Source organism: Rhizobium sp. R339 (assembly GCF_002211395.1).
Classification (GTDB): domain Bacteria; phylum Pseudomonadota; class Alphaproteobacteria; order Rhizobiales; family Rhizobiaceae; genus Rhizobium.
Genome location: NZ_LOKV01000012.1, coordinates 742,527 through 762,151 on the forward strand (window position 1 = coordinate 742,527; position 19,625 = coordinate 762,151).

Below are 19,625 nucleotides of genomic sequence, written 5' to 3' on the forward strand. Positions count from 1 at the left end.
AAAAAGATGAGCCGAGCTGGCGCCCCACTCTCTCCCTTGCAGTCTTCATATCGGAAGCGTTCAATAATTTTAAGTTGGATTTACTGATTGCTGCGATAAGCTGGGCTTATGAAAAATCTTACCCTGAAACAGCTGCGTTATTTTGAAGCTTTGGCGAGGGACGGCCGATTTCGCCGTGCCGCCGATGCCTGCGCCATCTCCCAACCGGCGCTCTCCATGCAGATCAAAGAACTTGAGCAGGAGTTGGGCAGCGAGCTCTTCGAGCGCAGCGCCCGCGAGGTGAAGCTCACCCCCTTCGGCCAGACCTTTGCGCTGCGCGTCCGCGATATCCTGCGCGCCGTCGATGAACTCGGCGAGTTTGCCCGCGCCTCGCGCGACAGTTTCCTGACGCGCCTGCGCATCGGCATCATCCCGACGATCGCGCCCTATCTGCTGCCGGCGATTATAAACGATCTCAACAAAAGCTTCGCGGGGATTCAGATCGAGGTGCGCGAGACGCAGACGGGCAAGCTGGTCCAGGAACTGGCGCAGGGCCAGCTCGACATGGCGATCGTCGCGCTGCCGGTGTCGGAGCCTTCGCTGACCGAACTGGAACTCTTCAAGGAGGAGTTCGTGCTGGTCCGGCGGCACGAGGACGGCGGCAAGCCGGTGCCCGAGCGCGAGGCGCTGCGCGAAATGCGGCTGCTGCTGCTCGAAGAGGGCCACTGCTTTCGCGATCAGGCCCTGTCCTTCTGCAAGGTCGGGCCCGCCCGCCCGCGTGAGATCATGGAAGGCAGCTCGCTCTCCACCCTCGTCCAGATGGTCGGCGCCGGCATCGGCGTCACTTTGATCCCGGAAATGGCCGTTCCCGTCGAAACGCGCTCGGCCCATGTCTCGATCTCCCGCTTCCCGTCGCCGCAGCCCTCGCGAACGATCGGCATGGTCTGGCGCAATTCCACGCCGCTGGCCAAGCAGCTGCAGGAGGTCGCCGAGGCGGTGCGCCGTTCGGCGGAGGCGATGCGGGAGCAGTATGCCGGTGGATGAGGGATGATGGCTGCGCGGTTGGTGCCCAAGACCCCTCCCCAACCCCTCCCCACAAGGGGGAGGGACTAACATGCCGCACCGTTTCACGTAGCCTCCACCATACCAATCGGCTGAACGGTCGCAGCGAATAAGGCCTCTCCGTCTGGTCTCCACCGGGGCCGCAGGTTAAGCCCCTCCCCCTTGTGGGGAGGGGTTGGGGCGGGGTCTTGGGCCGCAACGAGCCGCCTCGGCAATTACTGCGTCAGCCGCAACGTATCCCCGCGAATGGCCGCCGCGATCGTTTCGTAGACCGTCTTGATGGTGGCCGGCGATGCGGTGAAGAAATGTGCGGTGTTGGTGGCGCAGTTGCGGATGTTCACCACGTCGGCATCGGCGCTGTAGGAAAGCGTATAGATTTCGATGCCGCTCTTCTTGATCGCCGTGCATGCGGTCAGCATCGCCGAGGTGGCGAAGGTGTTGCAGGCCGAGGATTGGGTTTGCGAGCAGATCCAGTCGAACTTGTCGTTCGGGTTATATTTCGTGTTCATTTCGCCATCGGTCATGAACACCATCACCTTGTGCACGGAATCGGAGACCGGCGCGGGCGAGGATTGGTCTCCCCACACACCCTGCCATTTCGGCGACAGCGTGTACCATCCGGCGACCACGCCCGCGTCGAGCCGGGTGGAGCCTTCGGAGGTCAGATTGGCGACGGCCTTTTTCAGATAGGCGAAGTCGCCGGTCAGCGGCGTGACCGGGGGCGGGCAGAAGCTCGTTCCCGATTTCGGATTGGCGTCCATGGCGACGAAGGCGGCGGTGTCGGGCGATGCGTCGCTCATGCCGTAATCGCCGATCGCGCCGTCATCGCGGACCTCGACATCGGCGCGCGGCTCGATGCAGCCCATCCAGTAATAATTCTTGGTGGTGGACATGACGGGCGTGACGCCGTCGATCCAGTAGGAGAGCTTGTAGCTGGAGCTATAGACGGATTGGGGATCGGTCCAGCGTTTGGGAACGGCGGCCGCGCCATTATAGGATTTGAGCCAGCCGGTGTTGGCGAGGCCGAAATTGACGCGGCTGGAAAAGGGCACGATCGAGATCTTGGTCTTGTCGACCAGCGACGAATTGGACGAGAAGGCCTGGAGAAAGCCGGCGACCGCGGTCTGCATCGGCGTGAAGCGGTTCTCCTCGATCATCGAGCTCGACACGTCGAGAACGAGCGCGATCTCCAGCTGCTTCACCCCCGGCAGGGCCGCGCAGGAGCGGATGCCGATCGGGACGGACTGGATATTGGCGAGTTTCATGAAGGTGGTGGGCACGGCGTCCGTGACGTCGAGACAGAGTTCCGACTCGTCGCTTGCCACCTCGGGCTTGCCGGCGACGGCGGTTTCGAACTCGCCGTTGGCCGAGAGGAAGGCGTCGATGGTCTTGGCGATCTTCGCCTCCGGCATGCCGGATGTGTATTTCGCGGCCGCCGCGAGCACCGCCGAGTCCGCGGCCGATTGCAGCTCCGTCCTGCTGTTATAGGCCCTGATGTAATCGATCGATGCGCCGACCGCGAGAAGCATGGGCACGGCGGCCAGGATGACGATGATGGCGACAGCGCCGTCGCGATTTTCGATCAGGCGGGAAAGCAGGGGCAAGCGAGGGGACATGGGCATCGGCTCGAAATCAAGATCTCTCTTTGGTTTCGAACAGCGCTATGGCGGCAACCTTAACGACAGGGAAACGCGCTGCCGCCTGCGAGCGGCAGGGGAAATTTTCCAACGCGAATCGGACAGCCGGGTCTCATTGTGGATATCTCGCGCATGTGAAGCGCGATCGTCCTCGCCTTACGAGCGGCGCTTGAACGTGTGTTCGGCAGCCGGGAATTTTCGCGAGCGCACCTCGTCGGCATAGGCGGCGGCGGCGTCCGCGACCCGCTTGCCGAGTTCGTCGTAGCGCTTGACGAAACGCGGCTTGAAATCGTTGAAGAGGCCGAGAATGTCGTCCGAGACCAGGATCTGGCCATCGCAGGCCGAAGAGGCGCCGATGCCGATGGTGGGGATGTGAATGCCTGCGCTCACCTCGCGGGCGAGCGGCTCGACCGTGCCCTCGACGACGACGGCGAAGGCGCCCGAGCCGCCGATCGCATGGGCGTCGCGGCGGATCTTCGAGGTCTCGTGTTCGGAATGGCCGACGGAGCGATAGCCGCCGGCGGTGTGGACGAGCTGCGGCATCAGGCCGATATGGCCGAGCACGGGAATGCCCCGCTTGGTGAGGAAAGCGATGGTCTCGGCCATTTCCTCGCCGCCTTCCAGCTTGACGGCGTCGCAGCCGGTTTCCTGCATGATGCGCACGGCGTTGCGGAAGGCGATCTCCTTGGATTCCTGGTAGCTGCCGAAGGGCATGTCGACGACGACGCAGGCGTTGGCGACGCCGCGCATCACCGCCTCGCCATGGGCGATCATCATGTCGAGCGTCACGCCGATCGTGGTCTCCATGCCGTAGAGCACCATGCCGAGCGAATCCCCGACCAGCAGCAGGTCGCAATGCTCGTCGAGAAGGCGGGCCATCGGCGTCGTATAGGCTGTGAGGCAGACGATCGGCTTGCCGCCCTTCATGGCTGCGATGCCCACAGGCGTCAGGCGCTTCTGGGTTCCGGTGGCGCTCATTTCGTCACTCCCTTTCCCGGCTGGCCGGTCATGCGATTGTCCCGGACGATCTTATTGTCTCCCGGCACGCGGCTGCGGATCACTCTGTTGTCGAGTAGCCGCGTCGTGCCGATGCTGACGAAGAGCGCCGCGACGACGGGGTCTTCGATCGAAGCGACCGGCGCGAGCGTCGAGGCATCCCTGATGGCAACGACTTCAGCCTTCGCCAGGGGCTCGCGGCCGATGAAGGCGGTGAGCTTTTTCTCGAGCTCCCCGGCATCGGTGAGGCCTTCGGCGACCAGGCGCTCGGCCTCATCCAGCGTCTGAGGGACGATCACCGCCGCACGCCGTTCGTCGGCGCTAAGATAGACATTGCGCGACGACAGGGCCAAGCCGTCACTGTCGCGCACCGTCGGCACCGCGATCACCCGCACCGGCACGGCGAGATCCTCCACCATGCGCTTGATGATGACGACCTGCTGGTAATCCTTCTCGCCGAAATAGGCGGTCTGCGGCTGGACGATGTTGAAGAGCTTGGAAACGACGGTGGCGACACCGGCGAAATGGCCGGGCCGGACCGCGCCTTCGAGCTCGCGGCCGAGATCGGGAACGTCGACCACCGTCTTCATCGGGCGCGGATACATGTCCTCGACGCCGGGCGCGAAGAGGAAGTTGACGCCGGCCTGCTTCAGCATGGCGCCGTCGCGCTCGAGATCGCGCGGATATTTGCCAAGGTCTTCGGCCGGGCCGAACTGCAGCGGATTGACGAAGATCGAGACGACGACGATGTCGTTTTCGGCCCGGGCGCGCGTGACGAGCTGCATATGGCCGGCATGGAGATAGCCCATGGTCGGCACGAGCCCGACGGTGCGCCCCTGCCGCTTCAGCGCATCGAGCGTGTGGCGCAGCTCTTCAATGCTCGAGAAAACCCGCATATATCCTCCCCGCAGCCGGTCATTCTTCTTGGGCGCGGATAAGAAGTGTAATCGATGCCGGAGGTCAATGCACATTCCGCGATAAAAACGATTATATGGGAATGGAAGACCGATGAGGCCGAACCTATATCCGCCCGGAAATGGAAGCGTGCCGCGGGCTAGCAATGTGCGGGCCGCGGCGTTATTGGCCCTGTCCGTCAAGATACCATCACAGTCGGCCGTTATGGAGGATGCATGGACAAACCCTGGAAGATCAGCCGCGGGCCGATTGCGGCGACCGAGCTCGACGTGGAGAAGGCCAACGCGATCAACGGCATGTTGATCCGGCCGGTCGGCGTGCTTCCGGCCAAGCCCGGCGATCCGGTCCTCCCCTTCGCCGTCGGCCTGTTCAACGAGCTGCGCCCGCTGTTGAAGCCCGATGCCGGCGTGACGACGCTGAGGCGCGCGACCGCTGCCTATGTCCACTGCCGCCGCTATTATTTCGCCAGCGCCCAGCCCGATTCCATGCGCCATAACCTCGACGGCGAGCCGGTGCAAGCGCTGTCGGAGGAAGACCGCCTGGTCGCCCAGAAGCGTTTCCTGAGCCTCAAGCACACCGCCTCCAAGGCCGAAGAGCCCGAGCCGGCGCCTGTCGTGGTTCCCCCTCCCGTTATCAGCAAGAGCGAGCAGATCCGAGCCGCCCTTCTCGGCAAGAGGAACGTTGCGCGGTAGGGCGATTTGGGCGTCGAGCGGCGTGACGTTCATGTTCCGTCAGCGCGGCTTGTTTCCGAGTGCATAGCCATCGACGTCCTCACTCAGCGACGTCAGCCGATCCAGCGCCGAGGTCCGCCTGGCGTCTCGCGCCGCCTTGAATGCCGCAACGTCCGTTGCCCGCAGGCGGCGGTGGCTGCCGACCATTTCCGCCGGGAGCTCTCCCGCATCGACCAGTCGGACCAGATACTGCCGGGAAACATTGAGGATATCCGCCGCAGCCTGCGTCGACAGCATCTCTTCATCGGGCAGCACCGTCACGGGGCGCCCCTCGGCGAGAAATTCGGCCGCTTGATAGATGATCTCGGCCAAGACATGCGGCACTTCGAAGCGCTCGCCGTCGGCGTCGATGACCTGAACGTTGCCCTGCTGCTTTTCCGAAGCCGCCCGCAAAAGAGATGCTATGCGGGCAGCAGCAGATCTCTCGGGTGCCGGAACGGCATTCGACGTTTTGGCAGGATTTTTGTCGGACGATGTGCGATGGGGTGTGGCCATGTCAGCAACATGGCATTCAAACGCTATAAACGCAACCAACTTAGCGGTGACGATCGGGAAATTGCGTGGTGAATATGCTGGTCGCTGTTCTTGATGCCAATGTCCTGTTCCCCATGCTGCTGCGGGATACGCTGCTGCGCGTTGCGTCGGAAGATTGTTTTCGGGTTCACTGGTCGCCTCGCATTCTCGAGGAGATGACACGCAACTTGATCAGCGACTACGGCATGGAACCGTCGAGAGCGGAAACATTGCGAACGGCTATGCAGGAAGCGTTTCCTGAAGCGAACGTGGAAGGCTGGGAAGAGATCGAGCCGACCATGCGAAATGATCCGAAGGATCGGCATGTTGTTGCAGCGGCTGTCGCGGCGGAAGCTGCGGTTATCGTGACGTCGAATATCCGCGATTTCAGCAATCTTCCCGACGGTATCGTTGTCTTGACTCCTGACGAATTTCTCACTGAAATCCTCGTGAAAAGTAAGGCAAAGGTACTGAAGGCGCTAACCATGCAGGCAGCGGCCTATCTATCGGCGACCAACGCTGACCACAAGCGAACTGATCGGAAGACTCGCCCTCACCTCACCCCGGTTTGCCGAACGGGCTCTCCAAGCTCTTACGCAACGTTGATCCGCTTGCAATCATCCTCAGCCGAGCTTTTTGCCCGCAGCAGCGCCATCAGCATCGGACCTAGCGCAAACTCGCCTCGCTCGGCGCGCCGCGTGAGATCCCGGAGATATCCGCCGGCGGAAGTAATGCACCCTCCCCTTTGCAGGATGCAGGCCATGACGGTGGCGGCGTTTTCCGGTCCCATCACCGAGCACGCCTGCTCATAGGCCGAGGGGCTGACGTGAAGCATCTTGCGCACCACGATAACAGCCGTCATGAGATCGCGCCAACTGCCGATCGCACCGCCCGGGCCGTAATCGGCAATGTCGGGGCAGGCCTGGAGAACCATGGCGAGCGGGAAGGATTTCGGTTTTCCGGCTCTCGTCCGGACGGCAAAGGGCGGTCCCTCCCCGCCATCGGCTTGCGCTTCCAAGCTGTCCTTGCTCGGCTTCGTTCCCGGCTGATGATTTCGGTCGGCCTGCTCCTCCTGCTCCGTTTCCAAGCCCGGTTCAGATTCAGATAGGGATTCTGGGTGAGAATTCTGTATGTGGCGCTCAAACTGGGATTCACTGGTGCTCGCCATTCGCATTTTCTCATGCGATTCCAATGTGTTGATGATGGAGAGGCGGAGCGTCTCCAGCTCTTCGAGGAGCGGCGGCAGATTTTCGAGCGTTGCCGCCTTCGGAATGCGCTCCAGCAGTGCGTGAAACAGGCAGGAAACCCGCTCCCACGCGCCGGGAACGGCTTCTTCGACGGCTGCGGCGATGAGCTTGGCGATGTCCCGCCGGCAGATCGTCAGCCGTTCCTTTGTCGCCCGCAGCATCTGCCGGTCGGCGGCGATCCCGGCGGCTGTCGCTTCGATCTCGGTGGCGCGCGCGAGCAGCGGGGCGAGGCTGAAGCCGTAGGCCTCGTCGATGCCGCCTGCCCTGCCACGGCGCACATAACGCTTGCCGTTCGGGCTGTCCTTGCGGGAGATGAGGCCGGCTTCGACGAGCACGGCGAGATGCCGGCGCAGCGTGGCGGCGGCCATGCCGCGTGCCCGGAGCGAAAGCTGCGTATTCGAGGGAAAGACCACCAGTCCTTTTTCGCTGGAGAGATCGTCCTCGGGATAGAAGCTCAGCAGCGCATCGAGCACGGTGAGCGCCCGGTCGGTCACGCCGAGCCCTGCCCGCGCCTCGCAGACCGATCGGAACAATTTCCATTTGTTGCGCGTCGTTCCGGCCGCCATCGCTTCGCCGCGCCGCTGTTTCAGCAGCAGGGCAAGCGACATCGGCCGCCGCCCGAAGGGCGTCGTCACAGATTCACTCTCCATTTCCTTCACCTCTATTCAGGCAAAAGAAATCCGCTCACCGAAACGATGCGAGGGTTGAGGACACTGCAGCGTCATTGCCGCATCTGAAAAGACGCGGGGGCCGCTTCAGGACTCTTGACGGGGATTCGTGAAAATGCGATTCTCTGTCTTGCTTAAGGATGTGAGAAGGGCTTCCACGACTCGTTCGTTTGGGGGCCTTTTTCTTTTGCGGTTTCAGTCTCCTTGTTTGCCCTCCTCGGCGAGGAATTGCTCATAGAGCGCATCCAGCCTGCCGGAGAGAAATTCACCGAAGCGGCCGGCATTTTTCGCCTTCATCGAGAGCGAGAACGCCTTGCCGTCATTCCTCATTTCCGCCTGCACCGCCTTATCAAGCGGCTGCCATGTCACCTTCCTGGCGGCGGTGGTCTTCTTCACCGGCCGCGCGCTTTTGTTCAGCGTCGCGTAGAGCGCTTCGAAACGTTTGTCGGAAGGTAACTGATGAAAGTTGTCGCCTTCGAGGACCTTGGCGACATTCGCCGCGTTGGCCGATTTGCCGGCGAGCAGCGACAGTTCGACCCAGCGCTCGCGCCCGACGCCGGGGGCCGGGCCGATCGCCTGGACGACCTCCTGCGGCAGACGCTCCATCACCGACATCATCTTCGAGACCGAAGCCGCATTGGCGGCGAGCGCCGTCGAGATCACCTCCCGGTCGTAGCCGAGCTCTTCCAGCCGCCGGGCAAAGAGTGCCCGCTCGATGAAGGTGAGGTCTGCGCGGGCCGAATTCTCCTGGCCCTGGGCGATGACATGGGTGCGGTCGTCGATCGCCTTGACGACGGCGCGGACATTGCGGCCGAGCTCGCGGGCGGCGCGCAGGCGCCGGTGGCCGAAGACGACCTGATAGCGTCCGTCGATCTTCTCATGGGGACGCACCAGGATGGGCGTGTCCTGCCCGCGTGCGCGGATTGCCTCGACCAGTGCGCGGAACGCCTCGTCGTCCTCCGAGAGCCGGTCCTTGACGAAGGAGACCTCGACGGTCTCAGGGTCGAGATCGACCACGGCCTCACCCTCGAGGAATTTCTCCGCCTGCTTGGCAAGCTCGTCGAGCGAGCGGACGAGCGAGCGGCCGGCCCCGCGCATCGGATAGTTCGGCGCGCCGGCGCCCTCGTCAGGCATTTCGGCCAGCCCCTCAAGCAGATTTTTCCGTGCCATCGCTTCCTCCGGTTGCGGTCATTTCATTGATTTGCTTCAAGGAAACGGTGAATTTGTCAGCCGACAAGTTCACCGCCCCCATGCCTGGTGAATGAGGCCGGCGATCTCCGCGTTGACGGCGTCCATCGCCTCCAATGCGCGATCATAGGTTCCCCGGTTCATCGAGGAGCGCTCGACCTCGTAAAGGGTCTGCTTGGTGATGCCGGCATCCGAGATGGCCGTCGATTTGACCATCTGGTTCTTCAGCATGAATTCGTGGAACATGGTCGACATGAAGCCGACCATCTGCGCCTGCGGCACGTCGGTCGGTTCGTAGCGGGTGATGAGATAGCGGTACCAGGAGAGGTTCACCTCGGCGCCGGCCGCCCGGATCGGTTTCAGGATGCCGCCGAGCATCAGCAGGAACTGGCCCATCGACATGACGTCGAGCATCTGCGGATGGATGGTGATCAAGACGCTGGTCGCCGCCGTCAGCGCCGTCAGCGTGAGATAGCCGAGCTGCGGCGGGCAATCGATGACGACGACGTCGTAGCGGTCGTCGACCTCGGCGAGCGCACGCGAAATGCGGGTGAAGAAGGTCTTGCCGTCATTGCTCGATTTGTCGGCCATGGCGAGCGGCGTATCGTATTCGTATTCCTGCAGGTCGAGATTGGCCGGCACGATATCGAGGCCAGGAAAATTGGTCTGGTGGATGATTTCCGAGAGCTTCTTCTTCTCGCCGTCGTAGCGGATCGCCTCGTAGAGCGAGGAGGCCTGGTCGAATTCCGGCTGGAAGCCGTGCAGGGAGGAGAGCGAGGCCTGCGGATCGAGATCGACGGCCAGCACGCGGTGGCCGGTCAGCGCCAGATGCTGGGCAAGATGGGCAGCCGTTGTCGTCTTGCCCGAGCCGCCCTTGAAGTTGACGACGGCGATGACCTGCAGCTTCTCGTTTCCGCGGCGATGGGGCACATACATGCGGCTTTCGGAGCGGCCATGCGCATCGAGATAGCGCCTCAGCTCCAGCATCTGCTCGGCGCTGTAGGAGCGCCGCCCGGAAGGCGAGGTCTTGGGGCAGGGGCCTTTGCCTTCGAGATGCAGCTTCTTCAGCGTGCTCTGTGACGCGCCGACATAATTGGCGACCTCCGCCAGCGAGAAGCTGCGCAGCGTCTTCTTCGCATTCGGCGGAAAACGCTGCACGCTGAGCAGATGCAGCTTCTTCGATATCACGTCGCCATGTTCGAGAATCTGATCCTCGAAATGCAGTGGTGCTGCCTTCAGGGCATTGAAATTAGCGTTCATCGGCAGCAATCTCTCGGATAACGATTTTCGGGATCAAAAGCCCCTGTAACCGTTATTATCCGCGATTCTCCGATACCGGCCAAGAATTTTAAGGTTAACGCATATTAACCTTTTGGCTGCACGTTCAAGCACTTGGTCGGCGCTGCATGATGGCTGGAAGGCCGGGGAGTTTGGGCCGGGGGCGCCGATAAGCGCCCCCGGCGGCGCCCGGCCGAAGGGGAGGGGGCATTCGGCGGGCTTAACTCAAGGGCGCTTCGCCTGTGGTAATGCGCTGCTCGTCCGTGGCGAAGAGGTGCACGGCATCGTGGATCGGCGCGATCTTCAGTATGTCGCCGGGGGCGGCCCTGATCCGCTCGCGGAAGACGCAGGTGAGCGTCTGCCCTCCCAGCCGCACGAGGACCAGCGTTTCCGAGCCGGTCGGCTCCACGACGATGGTCGTCACCTCGATGCCGTCGGGGTCGAGGCTGATATGTTCGGGACGGATGCCGTAGATGACCGCGTCGCGCGGGCGGCGCTCGCTCGGCAGCACCAGGCCATCCTCCGTGCGGAAGCCGTTCTCCGTCATGCTGCCCTTGATGAAATTCATGGCCGGCGAGCCGATGAAACCGGCGACGAAGAGGTTGCTCGGCCGGTCGTAAAGTTCGAGCGGCGAGCCGGATTGCTCGATCAACCCGTCCTTCATCACGACGATCTTGTCGGCCATGGTCATGGCTTCGATCTGGTCGTGGGTGACGTAGATGGTGGTCGTCTGCAGCCGCTGGTGCAGCTCCTTGATCTCGGAGCGCATCTGCACGCGCAGCTTGGCGTCGAGGTTCGACAAGGGCTCGTCGAACAGGAAGACGGCAGGATCGCGCACGATAGCGCGGCCCATGGCGACGCGCTGGCGCTGGCCGCCCGAAAGCTGCTTCGGATAGCGTTCCAAGAGATTTTCGAGGCCGAGGATCTTGGCGGCATTGCCGACCCGGTGGTCGATCTCCGACCTCGGCATGCGCTTCAGCCGCAGCGAGAAGCCCATGTTCTTGGCGACCGTCATATGCGGATAGAGCGCGTAGTTCTGGAACACCATGGCGATGTCTCGATCTTTCGGCGCCAGCTCGTTGACGATGTGCTTGCCGATCTGGATCTTGCCCGAAGTGATGTCTTCGAGACCGGCGATCATCCGGAGCAGCGTCGATTTCCCGCAGCCGGAGGGGCCGACCAGCACGACGAATTCGCCGTCGCCGATATCGACCGACACGCCTTTGATGGCTTTGAAGGCGCCGTAATCCTTGCGTGCATTGTTGACCGAAACATGAGCCATGAAACTCCTCCAGAATTCGCCGTCAAAGTCCGTTCAAGACGCTTTTGAGATAATCGAGGCCGAGGCGCTCGCCCTCCTTGCGCGCATGGAGATCCTTGCCCGGCCAGCCATAGGCGGCATCTTCATGCTCGATCGACAGCGTGCCGTCGAAGCCATGTGCGCGCGCCTGGCTGAGGAAACGCGGCCAGTCGAGAAGGCCGAGCCCCGGCAGCTTGTATTGCCACCAGCCCTTGCCGTGATAGCCTATCGCCTGCAGGACCTCGCGATCGATCGCCGTATCCTTGGCGTGCAGGATGGCGATGCGATCCTTCACCGCCTCCAGCGCCCGATAGGGATCGACGCCGATGCGGATGAGGTGCGAGGGATCGAATTCGAGCCCGAAGCGGCGATCCGGGATTCTGGCGAAAAGCGCCTGCCATCCCTTCGGCGTCGTGCCGATGAAATTGTCTTTCGGTCCCGGCCAGTTTTCGATCGCAAACGTGAGGCCGGAGGATTGCGTCTCGGCGATCAGACCGTTCGCGAAGTCGGCGAAATCGTCATAATTGGCCTCGTCGCTGGCGCTGTCGTCCCGGCCCGGAAAGATCACGAAGATCGGCACGCCGGTCTCGCCGATCGCCTGGGCGAACTCCGCCGTCCTTGCCCGGAGCTCCCGGCGCCTGTCGCGGTCGGCATCGAGCTGGTTGCCGAAATAGGTGAGAGAGGAGACGAAGAGGCCGCGGCTTCTCGCCAGCGCGACGGCGTCGGCCACCCGGTCGGGTGTCTTGATATGGCCGCCGACATCGATCTCGATCGCATCGAAACCGGCCGATGCGGCGAAATCCGCCACTTCCTCCAGCGGGCGGTCATTGAATGTCGAGGTATAGAAGCCGATCTTCACCATATCCTCCCGGGCCTTGCGGCCGTTTCAACTATTCAGCCGATCCATGAATTTGAGCGGCGAGCGGGTGCGTTGGGCCACATCCGCCGATGCGAGCATCAGGGCGGCCGCCATCGGCATGGCCGCCGCGCCGATCGCCGAGGCGTCCTCGCCGATCGAGGCGCGATGCAGCGACGGCAGGTTGGTGTCCTCGGCGTCGAGATGCTCGTGCACATAACGCAGCAATTCATCGACGATGCGGATCGGCAGCCTGCCGCCGACGAGCACGGCGTCGGGATCGACGATCATGGCGATATGTTTGACGGCGACCGCCAGATGCGCGCTCATTTCCTTGAGCCATTGCGAAACGAGCCGCCTTCCATGCGCGTCGAGCGTCAGCAGGTCCTGGGGAACGCTCACTTCGATGCCGTGTTTAGCCAGGAAATCATAGAGGAAGAACAGCGAGAAGATCTCGCCGAGAAGCTGGACCTTCTGGCCCTTGCCGTCGCGGCCGTCGGCGATCGGCAGCCAGCCGATCTCGCCGCTGAGGCCCATGGCGCCGCGATGGCCGTTGCCGTCGAGCACCAGGCCGCCGCCGGGGCAGGCATTGACGGCGATATAGAAGAAGCTGCTGCTTTCGGCGCCGAGACCGTAATCGAGCTCGGCAAGGGCTGCGGCATTGGCCTCGTTCTCGATGAAGACGGGGTGCTGCGTCAGGTTCTCAAGGGCTGAGCGCACATCGAATTCCGTCCATTCCTGATAGGCGTCGGGCTTGCCGAGCAGCGAGATTTCGCCGAGCCAATCCGGCACCGCGAGACCGATGCCGCAAAGGCGCGCATCGTCGATCAGCCGGCTGCGCTGGAAATGCGAGATCGCATCCGATGTCAGCTGCATGAATTCGCCAGGCAGGATGAAGCGCTTCTCATGATGCACGCGGGCGCGGACATTGCCGACGGCATCGACGGCGAGGATCGTCAGGTGATCGCGATCGATGTTGATGCCGATGGCGTAAGAGGCATCCGGATTGATCTCCAGCTCGATTGCCGGCTGGCCCCGCAGCCCGTGGCGCCGGCGGGCTTCCATGATCAGGCCCTCGTCGAGCAGGCGGTCGACGATGCGGGCGATGGCCGGTTTGGTGAAACCGGTGCGCCTTGCGATTTCGGCCCGCGAGATCGGCGCCTGACGGTGGATGCAGCGCAGGACGACGGCCCTGTTGTGCTCGCCGGCATCCTCGACATTGGCGCCCGTCAGATCCGGGGAGAGCCTCGTGCCGGGCATCTGGTTCATGCGTTCAATCCTTCCTTGCGCCTCACGGGAAGAACCGGCCTCATCCCTTCACCGCGCCGCTGGTCATCGCGCCGAGGATCAGCCTCTGCAGCGAAAGGAAGGCCACGATCGCCGGAACGACCGAGATCAGGCAGGCGGCGGCAAGCAGCTGAATGGACGAGTCGGTCTGCATGCCGCGGAAGTTAAAGATTCCCACGCCGATCGGCATCAGGTCATTTTTGGTGAGCAGCAGGAACGGCACGAGGAATTGCGACCAGCCGGCAATGACGGTGATGATGAAGACCGAGGCGATGCCCGGCGCCGACAGCGGCAGGATGATGCGCCAGAAGACCGAGAACCGGTTGCAGCCGTCGATCATCGCCGCCTCGTCGAGGCTGCGCGGGATGCCGTCGACCGTGCTCTTCAACAGCCAGGTCGCGAGCGGAACGCCGAGCGCGATGTAGACCATGACGACGGCAAAATGCGTGTCCAGCATTCCGAGCCGGTTCATGTAGCGGTAGAGCGGCACCATGATGACGAGCGGCGAGATCATCTGGAAGAGCAGCAGGCCCATCATCGACAGGCCCTTGCCGCGGAAATTGAAGCGGGAAAAGGCGTAGGCCGCGGGCAGCGCCACGATCAGCACGCCGAAGCCGCTGAGCGCCGCGAGCTTCAGGCCGTTCCAGAGATAGATCGGGAAATAGCTGTTGTTGAGAACGGTGATGAAATTGTCGATGGTCGGATTGTTGGGAATATAACGCGCCGCGCCGCGATAGATCTCGCGCTTGTCGCGCATCGCCATCGACAGGAGATAGGTGAGGGGGCCGGCGAAGAAGATGAACATCGCCAGCATGAAGAGATAGCTCATGGCATCGCCGAGCCGTGTTCCGGTGCGCCGGCTCATTGCTCTTCCTCCTTCGGCAGGAACGAGGCGTAGATGCAGGCGAGCCCGAGGCTGATGATCAGCATCAGCACGGAGAGCACGCTGCCGCCGGAGAGATCGTAGTTCCGGAAGACGATGTTGAAGACGTAGAGCGAGATGACCTCGGTCGCCCGCCCGGGACCGCCGCCGGTCAGCGTGATGATCGCATCGAAGGTGTTCACCGTCTGGATGGTGATGAGGATCATGTTGACGAGGATGGCGGCGCGCAGCTGCGGCAGGGTGACGAAGAAGAACTGCTGCGAGGCGGTGGCGCCGTCGACTTCGGCGGCTTCATAAAGCGAGGGATCGATCGCCTTCAGCGCCGCATACATGACGACCATGGAAAAGGCGGTTCCGCGCCAGATGTTGGAGATCAGCGTCGACCATGGCGCGATGGCGGGATCCGAAAGCCAGGCGACGGTCGGCATGTGCATCAGCCTCAGAATGCTGTTCAGCGCGCCGTAGGGCGCTTCGGAAAACAGCATCTGCCAGATGATGCCGCCGGCAATGCCGGGCACGACCCAGGCGACGAGCGCCGTCGTTCTCAGGATCGTCGTACCGAACAGGCCGCGCTTTTCGCCGCGAATGACGGTGACGGCGACGGCAAGTCCAAGGATCTGCTGGCCGATGACGCTGCCGCCGACGAAGATCAGCGTCGCCCATAAGATGTCGGGCAGCTGCGGCGAGCTCAGCGCATTGGTGATCGAGCCCAGCGTATAGTCCTGATTGTCACCGATCAGCGTCGCATTGGTGAAGGAAAGCCGGAAAACGTCGATGACCGGGTAGAGATAGAATATGCCGATGACGATGATCACGGGCATGATCCAGGGCAGGGGCGCACCGGCGAACCGGCGCATGAACGTTCTGCTTTGAGGCGGGCTTTCGGCCTCGATGGCAATGGGGCTCATTGGCTTCTCTGTCCGGGTTTTGGCAAAGCCGGCGACGCCCACGGGCAGGCGCCGCCGCTGTCTGATGCGTTGGAGATCGCCGCTGCCCCTCACCCTAACCCTCTCCCCGCGAGCGGGGAGAGGGGACGTGCCCTGGGAGGCGCTGGCGAAGGATCGAGAGCTTGCGGCGTGTTCCCTTCTCCCCGCGGGCGGGGAGAAGGTGGCGGCAGCCGGATGAGGGGCCGCTCTCGCCAATCTCCTGAACTTAACCGCCAGCATCACAGCCGCTTGTAAGCCTCCATCGCCGCGCTGAAGGCGGCATCGAGGGCTTCTTCCGGTTTCTTCGTGCCCGAGAGCACGTCGCCCATCATGATTTGGATCTGGTTGGATATTTCAGGATAGATCGGCACGCCGGGGCGAGCCTGGCCGTTGACCAGAGCCTGGGCGAAGGTCTTGTTGGCTTCGGTGGAGAAGACCTCGTACTTGTCGAACAGCGATTTGCGCGTCGGCAGCTGCTGCTGCAGGGCGTTGGCCGGGCCCATATAGACCTCGCGGGCGAGGTTGGCGCACATCTCGACCTTGTCCTTGTCCTTGCTGAAGGAGGCGATCGTCCAGCCGCCGGTGCCGGTCGAGCGCTGATCGGCGGAAGGGCCGGGGATCGGCGAGAAGGTCCAGTTGGCGAACTCGTCTTCCTCCAGCGTCGTCTTCAGCTGCGCATATTGCCAGTTGCCGCCGATGAAGAGGGCGGTCGTGCCGGCTGCCGCCGCCGCGTTCATGTCGTCGTAATTGGCGATGGTGCTGACGCGTTTGGGGGCCGCGCCGGAATCGACGAGATCCTTGAAATAGTTCAGCGCCTTCAGGAATTTCTCCTTGTTTTCGCCTTCGCCGAACACCGGCTTGCCGCTGTCGTCGACCAGCTTGCCGCCGAGCGCCCAGTAGTTCGCCAGCCAGTCGAAGGTGGTGCCTTCCCAGCGCCCGCCATTGAAGAGCACGCCTTCCATGCCTTCTTTGGTGGAGGCAAGCGCCGCCTTCTTCAGGTCGTCCCAGGTCTCAGGCGCATCTGCTACGATCGACTTGTTGCGGTAGAGCACGCGAAGGTCCGTATCCCACCACCAGGCGCGCACCGTTTGGTCCTTGTCGGTGATCCCAGTCCGGATGAAGGGGAAGAGATCGTCCACTTCTTCCTTGGAGAAGTAGGGCGTGAAATCGGCCAGCACCTTGTTGACCATGAACTGCGACAGCACGAAGGAGTCGACGGCGGCGCAATCCGGCGCATTGCCGGCCTTGGCCTGCTCCAGCATCTTGGCCTGTTCGGTGCCGATGTCGGAGGACATGAACTGCATCTGCAGTTTCCACTCGGGATGCTTCTTGATGAATTCGACGAACAGCTTCTGATAGCCCTCGGCGATGGCGGGATCGGAATTGTTCGGGCTGTCGTTGGTCAGGCGGACGACGAGGGTCTTGGCCGCATCGGCAAGGCCGATCCGGTCTTTGGTGGCAAGTTCCTGGGCAAAAATGGCGGATGCTGAAAATAAGATAGTGCTCAGCGTCAATGCGCTGACGGTCGCGCTCTTCATGATGGGTCTCCTCCCCATTTTGAACGATTACAGCCTGGCGGTCGGTTGACCTCTCCTCATTTCCGTGCTGCATTAATTAGATTAAGTTACTTTGATTTGATGTCAAGCCAGAGCTTTGGGAGGATCGAGATGCTGGCGACATTCAACAGCAGCTAGCGCGCTGCCGGCGAAAATCGAGTCGACTTCGCGAGGTCATGCGCCGGATCGAAGTGATGCAGCGTCCATTGGATGCGTGGCGCATCCACCCCGCAATTTTCCCGAGGGAGAGCCCGAGCGATCACGGATGGCCGCGACCGCAAGCGGCGGTTTTTGCCCGGCGGCAGCCGGATATTCAACTTTGTGGAGGAGAAGATGCGTTTACTCATTCTCGGCACCGGCGGCATGGCCAATCAGCACGCCGCCCGTTTCAAGGCGATCGAAGGCGTCAGCGTCGTCGGCGGCGTCGATGTCGTTCCGGAGCGGTTGGCGGCCTTCTGCACCGAACACGGCATCGCCAATCATTTCCTCTCGCTGGAGGATGCGCTCGCCTGGGGCGAGTTCGATGCGGTTGCCAATGTCACGCCCGACAGCATCCACCATCCGACGACGCTGCAGGCGATTGCCGCCGGCAAGCATGTCTTCTGCGAGAAGCCGCTCGCCACCGATGCGGCGAAGGCCATGGAGATGACCGAGGCGATCGAGCGGGCGGGCAAGGTCGGCATGGTCAACTTCACCTATCGCAATTCGCCGGCGCTGCAGAAAGGCCGGCAGATGGTGCTCGCCGGCGAGATCGGCGCGGTGCGCCATGTCGAGGCGTCGCATCTGCAAAGCTGGCTGGTCGGCCGCCATTGGGGCGACTGGAAGAGCGAGAGCAAATGGCTGTGGCGGCTGAGCAAGAAGCACGGCTCGAACGGGGCGCTCGGCGATATCGGCATCCACATCGTCGATTTCGCCTCCTACGGCTCGGGCCTCGACGTCGCCCATGTCTTTGCCCGGCTGAAGACCTTCGACAAGGCGCCCGGCCACAAGATCGGCGAGTACGATCTCGACGCCAATGACAGTTTCACCATGAATGTCGATTTCACCAATGGCGCGATCGGCACGATCCAGGCGACGCGCACCGCCGCCGGCCAGATGGACCAGCTGCGGCTCAGGGTCTATGGCGAAACCGGCTCGGTCGAGATGATCTACGATACCGGCAATTCGACGCTGCGCGCCTGCCTCGGCGAGGACGTGCACACGGCGACCTGGCGCGACGTGCCCTTCGATCCCGTCGAGACCAATTACCAGCGTTTCGTCCAGGCGGTGCGGGCGGGCAAGACCCAGGAACCATCCTTCCGGCGCGCGGCGAATATCCAGAAGGTACTCGACAAGGCGCTCGCTTCCGATCTCAGCCACAAAGACGAGGCGCTCACTTCTTAGGCCGAAGCCGGCGGCAGCAGCAGCGTGTTGAGGAAGGGCAGCAGCGCCGCGCCGAGCGCCACGCCGCCGCCGCTGAAACTTGCCGGTCGCATCGGCGAGATCCATGGCGTGATGATCGGCCGCGTCGCGGTATCGCGCCGTTCGATGGAAAGCTGGTGGATCAGCGCCTCGATCACGCCCTGCGGCAGATCTCCGCCGATCATGACGGTGCTCGGGGCGAAGAAGCCGGCCATGGCGATGATCGGATCGAGCAGATGGCCCGCGGCCTCGCGGATCCATTGCGACAGCAGGGGGCAGGAGAATTCCTCGCCCTTCAGCAGCCGGGCGAAATCCTCCTCGCCGATGCGCGCGCGCAGCGATCCGAAGCCGACGACGGTATTGAGCTGGACATTGTCGGGCCCGGTCAGCATTTCGCCGATGCTGCCCGCGCGTCCGTGCACGCCGGAATAGGGCACGCCGCGAATGAGGAAGCCCGCCTGCACGTCGTCGTCGATGATGATCATCGCGAGCCCGCCCTCCGGCAGGCCGCTGCCGATCGTGCGCTCGGCAAGAAGGCCCGCCGTACACTCGTTCTCGACATAGGGGCGCGCGATCGTCGAGATCGCGGCAATCGCGTCGCTCTCAGCCTCCGTCCAGTCGTTGGCGGCGATGCCGAGTCCGATGACCGGCCTGGCGGCATGCCGATCGACCATGTCTCGGACGGCCGTATGCACCAACTGGACCTTGTCCGCCGGGTCCACGTCGAAATAGGCCCGCTCATGCACCTGGCCGCTCAGATCGACGAGCACGATCTCGCCGCGCCGCTCGCGAAGCTTCACCCCGACCGAAAAGGCGCCTTCCGGCCGCAACGCGAATTCCGTCGCCGTGGCGCCGCCGCCAAGCCCGTTGCGCCGGTTCGAGGTGACGAGCTTCTCATCCGCCAGCCGACGCAGAATATTGGTGATGCCGGGCCCGGTCAGCCCGCTATGCCGCCCAAGCTCGGTGCGCGTCAGCGGCCCATGCCGGCGGATGGCTTCCAGGATGACGCGAATATTCCGGTCGGCGATTTCGCCCGACCTCAGACCCACCGTTTTGGCGCGCGGTGCGCCCATCTCCTGGGTGTGAAGCCGACGCGGCCCTGACCGAAGATACCGCATGACCGTCTTTCCTAGAGCAACATTTCGGTTGTGTATTGCATCCGCTGCGATGCCGCTCAGTATTTTCCAACAGAGCTTTTCAAG

General features: G+C 62.9%; 17 protein-coding genes and 1 pseudogene. 4 read left to right on the forward strand and 14 right to left on the reverse strand.

Annotated elements, in window-relative coordinates:
* The first annotated feature begins 108 nt into the window (after positions 1 to 108).
* Positions 109 to 1,023, forward strand: a complete 915-nt coding sequence (locus ATY76_RS17615) for a hydrogen peroxide-inducible genes activator (protein WP_088675994.1) — start codon at positions 109 to 111, stop codon at positions 1,021 to 1,023.
* Positions 1,024 to 1,256: 233 nt separating this feature from the next.
* Here ATY76_RS17615 and ATY76_RS17620 read toward each other — a convergent pair whose 3' ends face one another.
* From ATY76_RS17620 to panC, 3 genes are all read right to left on the reverse strand, one after another.
* Positions 1,257 to 2,657 carry a VWA domain-containing protein gene (locus ATY76_RS17620; protein ID WP_245309942.1) on the reverse strand — a complete coding sequence of 467 codons (1,401 nt, stop codon included), beginning with the start codon at positions 2,655 to 2,657 and terminating at the stop codon, positions 1,257 to 1,259.
* A 177-nt stretch (positions 2,658 to 2,834) separates the two neighbouring features.
* A complete protein-coding gene (gene panB, locus ATY76_RS17625; RefSeq protein WP_088675996.1) occupies positions 2,835 to 3,656 on the reverse strand; it encodes a 3-methyl-2-oxobutanoate hydroxymethyltransferase in 822 nt (273 codons plus the stop codon).
* Positions 3,653 to 4,570, reverse strand: coding sequence for a pantoate--beta-alanine ligase (panC, locus tag ATY76_RS17630; RefSeq protein ID WP_088675997.1), 918 nt, complete (start codon positions 4,568 to 4,570; stop codon positions 3,653 to 3,655). Before panC ends, panB begins: the two co-directional genes overlap by 4 nt.
* Before the next feature lie 234 nt (positions 4,571 to 4,804).
* Between panC and ATY76_RS17635 the strand changes: the two genes are divergently transcribed.
* Positions 4,805 to 5,281 (forward strand): ProQ/FINO family protein, encoded by a 477-nt coding sequence (locus ATY76_RS17635; protein ID WP_088675998.1) that lies wholly within the window; start codon positions 4,805 to 4,807, stop codon positions 5,279 to 5,281.
* Between the two features lie 39 nt (positions 5,282 to 5,320).
* On the opposite strand, the gene ATY76_RS17640 is transcribed toward ATY76_RS17635, so the two are convergent.
* On the reverse strand, positions 5,321 to 5,815 hold the full coding sequence (locus ATY76_RS17640) for a helix-turn-helix domain-containing protein (RefSeq protein WP_088675999.1): 495 nt from the start codon (positions 5,813 to 5,815) through the stop codon (positions 5,321 to 5,323).
* A gap of 113 nt (positions 5,816 to 5,928) precedes the next feature.
* Here ATY76_RS17640 and ATY76_RS34245 point away from each other — a divergent pair.
* Positions 5,929 to 6,156 (forward strand): annotated as a pseudogene (locus ATY76_RS34245) (PIN domain-containing protein); the annotation flags it as partial.
* A gap of 269 nt (positions 6,157 to 6,425) precedes the next feature.
* Here the strand turns inward: ATY76_RS34245 and repC are convergent.
* From repC to ATY76_RS17690, 9 genes are all read right to left on the reverse strand, one after another.
* Complete coding sequence (repC, locus tag ATY76_RS17650) at positions 6,426 to 7,730, reverse strand: plasmid replication protein RepC (RefSeq protein ID WP_088676000.1); 1,305 nt, start codon at positions 7,728 to 7,730, stop codon at positions 6,426 to 6,428.
* 213 nt (positions 7,731 to 7,943) lie between these two features.
* Complete coding sequence (gene repB / locus ATY76_RS17655) at positions 7,944 to 8,918, reverse strand: plasmid partitioning protein RepB (protein ID WP_088676001.1); 975 nt, start codon at positions 8,916 to 8,918, stop codon at positions 7,944 to 7,946.
* 69 nt (positions 8,919 to 8,987) lie between these two features.
* A complete protein-coding gene (repA, locus tag ATY76_RS17660) occupies positions 8,988 to 10,196 on the reverse strand; it encodes a plasmid partitioning protein RepA (protein WP_088676099.1) in 1,209 nt (402 codons plus the stop codon).
* A gap of 238 nt (positions 10,197 to 10,434) precedes the next feature.
* Positions 10,435 to 11,496: a sn-glycerol-3-phosphate ABC transporter ATP-binding protein UgpC gene (ugpC, locus tag ATY76_RS17665; protein WP_088676002.1), complete on the reverse strand. Its 1,062-nt coding sequence runs from the start codon at positions 11,494 to 11,496 to the stop codon at positions 10,435 to 10,437.
* 22 nt (positions 11,497 to 11,518) lie between these two features.
* Complete coding sequence (locus ATY76_RS17670; protein ID WP_088676100.1) at positions 11,519 to 12,373, reverse strand: sugar phosphate isomerase/epimerase; 855 nt, start codon at positions 12,371 to 12,373, stop codon at positions 11,519 to 11,521.
* A 27-nt stretch (positions 12,374 to 12,400) separates the two neighbouring features.
* On the reverse strand, positions 12,401 to 13,639 hold the full coding sequence (locus ATY76_RS17675) for an ROK family transcriptional regulator (protein ID WP_088676003.1): 1,239 nt from the start codon (positions 13,637 to 13,639) through the stop codon (positions 12,401 to 12,403).
* A 40-nt stretch (positions 13,640 to 13,679) separates the two neighbouring features.
* Positions 13,680 to 14,522, reverse strand: coding sequence for a carbohydrate ABC transporter permease (locus tag ATY76_RS17680; protein WP_088676004.1), 843 nt, complete (start codon positions 14,520 to 14,522; stop codon positions 13,680 to 13,682).
* A complete protein-coding gene (locus ATY76_RS17685) occupies positions 14,519 to 15,448 on the reverse strand; it encodes a sugar ABC transporter permease (RefSeq protein WP_088676005.1) in 930 nt (309 codons plus the stop codon). Before ATY76_RS17685 ends, ATY76_RS17680 begins: the two co-directional genes overlap by 4 nt.
* 257 nt (positions 15,449 to 15,705) lie before the next feature.
* Positions 15,706 to 17,004: an extracellular solute-binding protein gene (locus ATY76_RS17690; RefSeq protein WP_088676006.1), complete on the reverse strand. Its 1,299-nt coding sequence runs from the start codon at positions 17,002 to 17,004 to the stop codon at positions 15,706 to 15,708.
* Positions 17,005 to 17,355: 351 nt separating this feature from the next.
* On the opposite strand from ATY76_RS17690, the gene ATY76_RS17695 reads away from it, so the two are divergent.
* Positions 17,356 to 18,405 (forward strand): Gfo/Idh/MocA family oxidoreductase, encoded by a 1,050-nt coding sequence (locus ATY76_RS17695; protein ID WP_088676007.1) that lies wholly within the window; start codon positions 17,356 to 17,358, stop codon positions 18,403 to 18,405.
* On the opposite strand, the gene ATY76_RS17700 is transcribed toward ATY76_RS17695, so the two are convergent.
* A complete protein-coding gene (locus ATY76_RS17700; RefSeq protein WP_088676008.1) occupies positions 18,402 to 19,541 on the reverse strand; it encodes an ROK family transcriptional regulator in 1,140 nt (379 codons plus the stop codon). The genes ATY76_RS17695 and ATY76_RS17700 overlap by 4 nt on opposite strands.
* Positions 19,542 to 19,625: the final 84 nt, after the last annotated feature.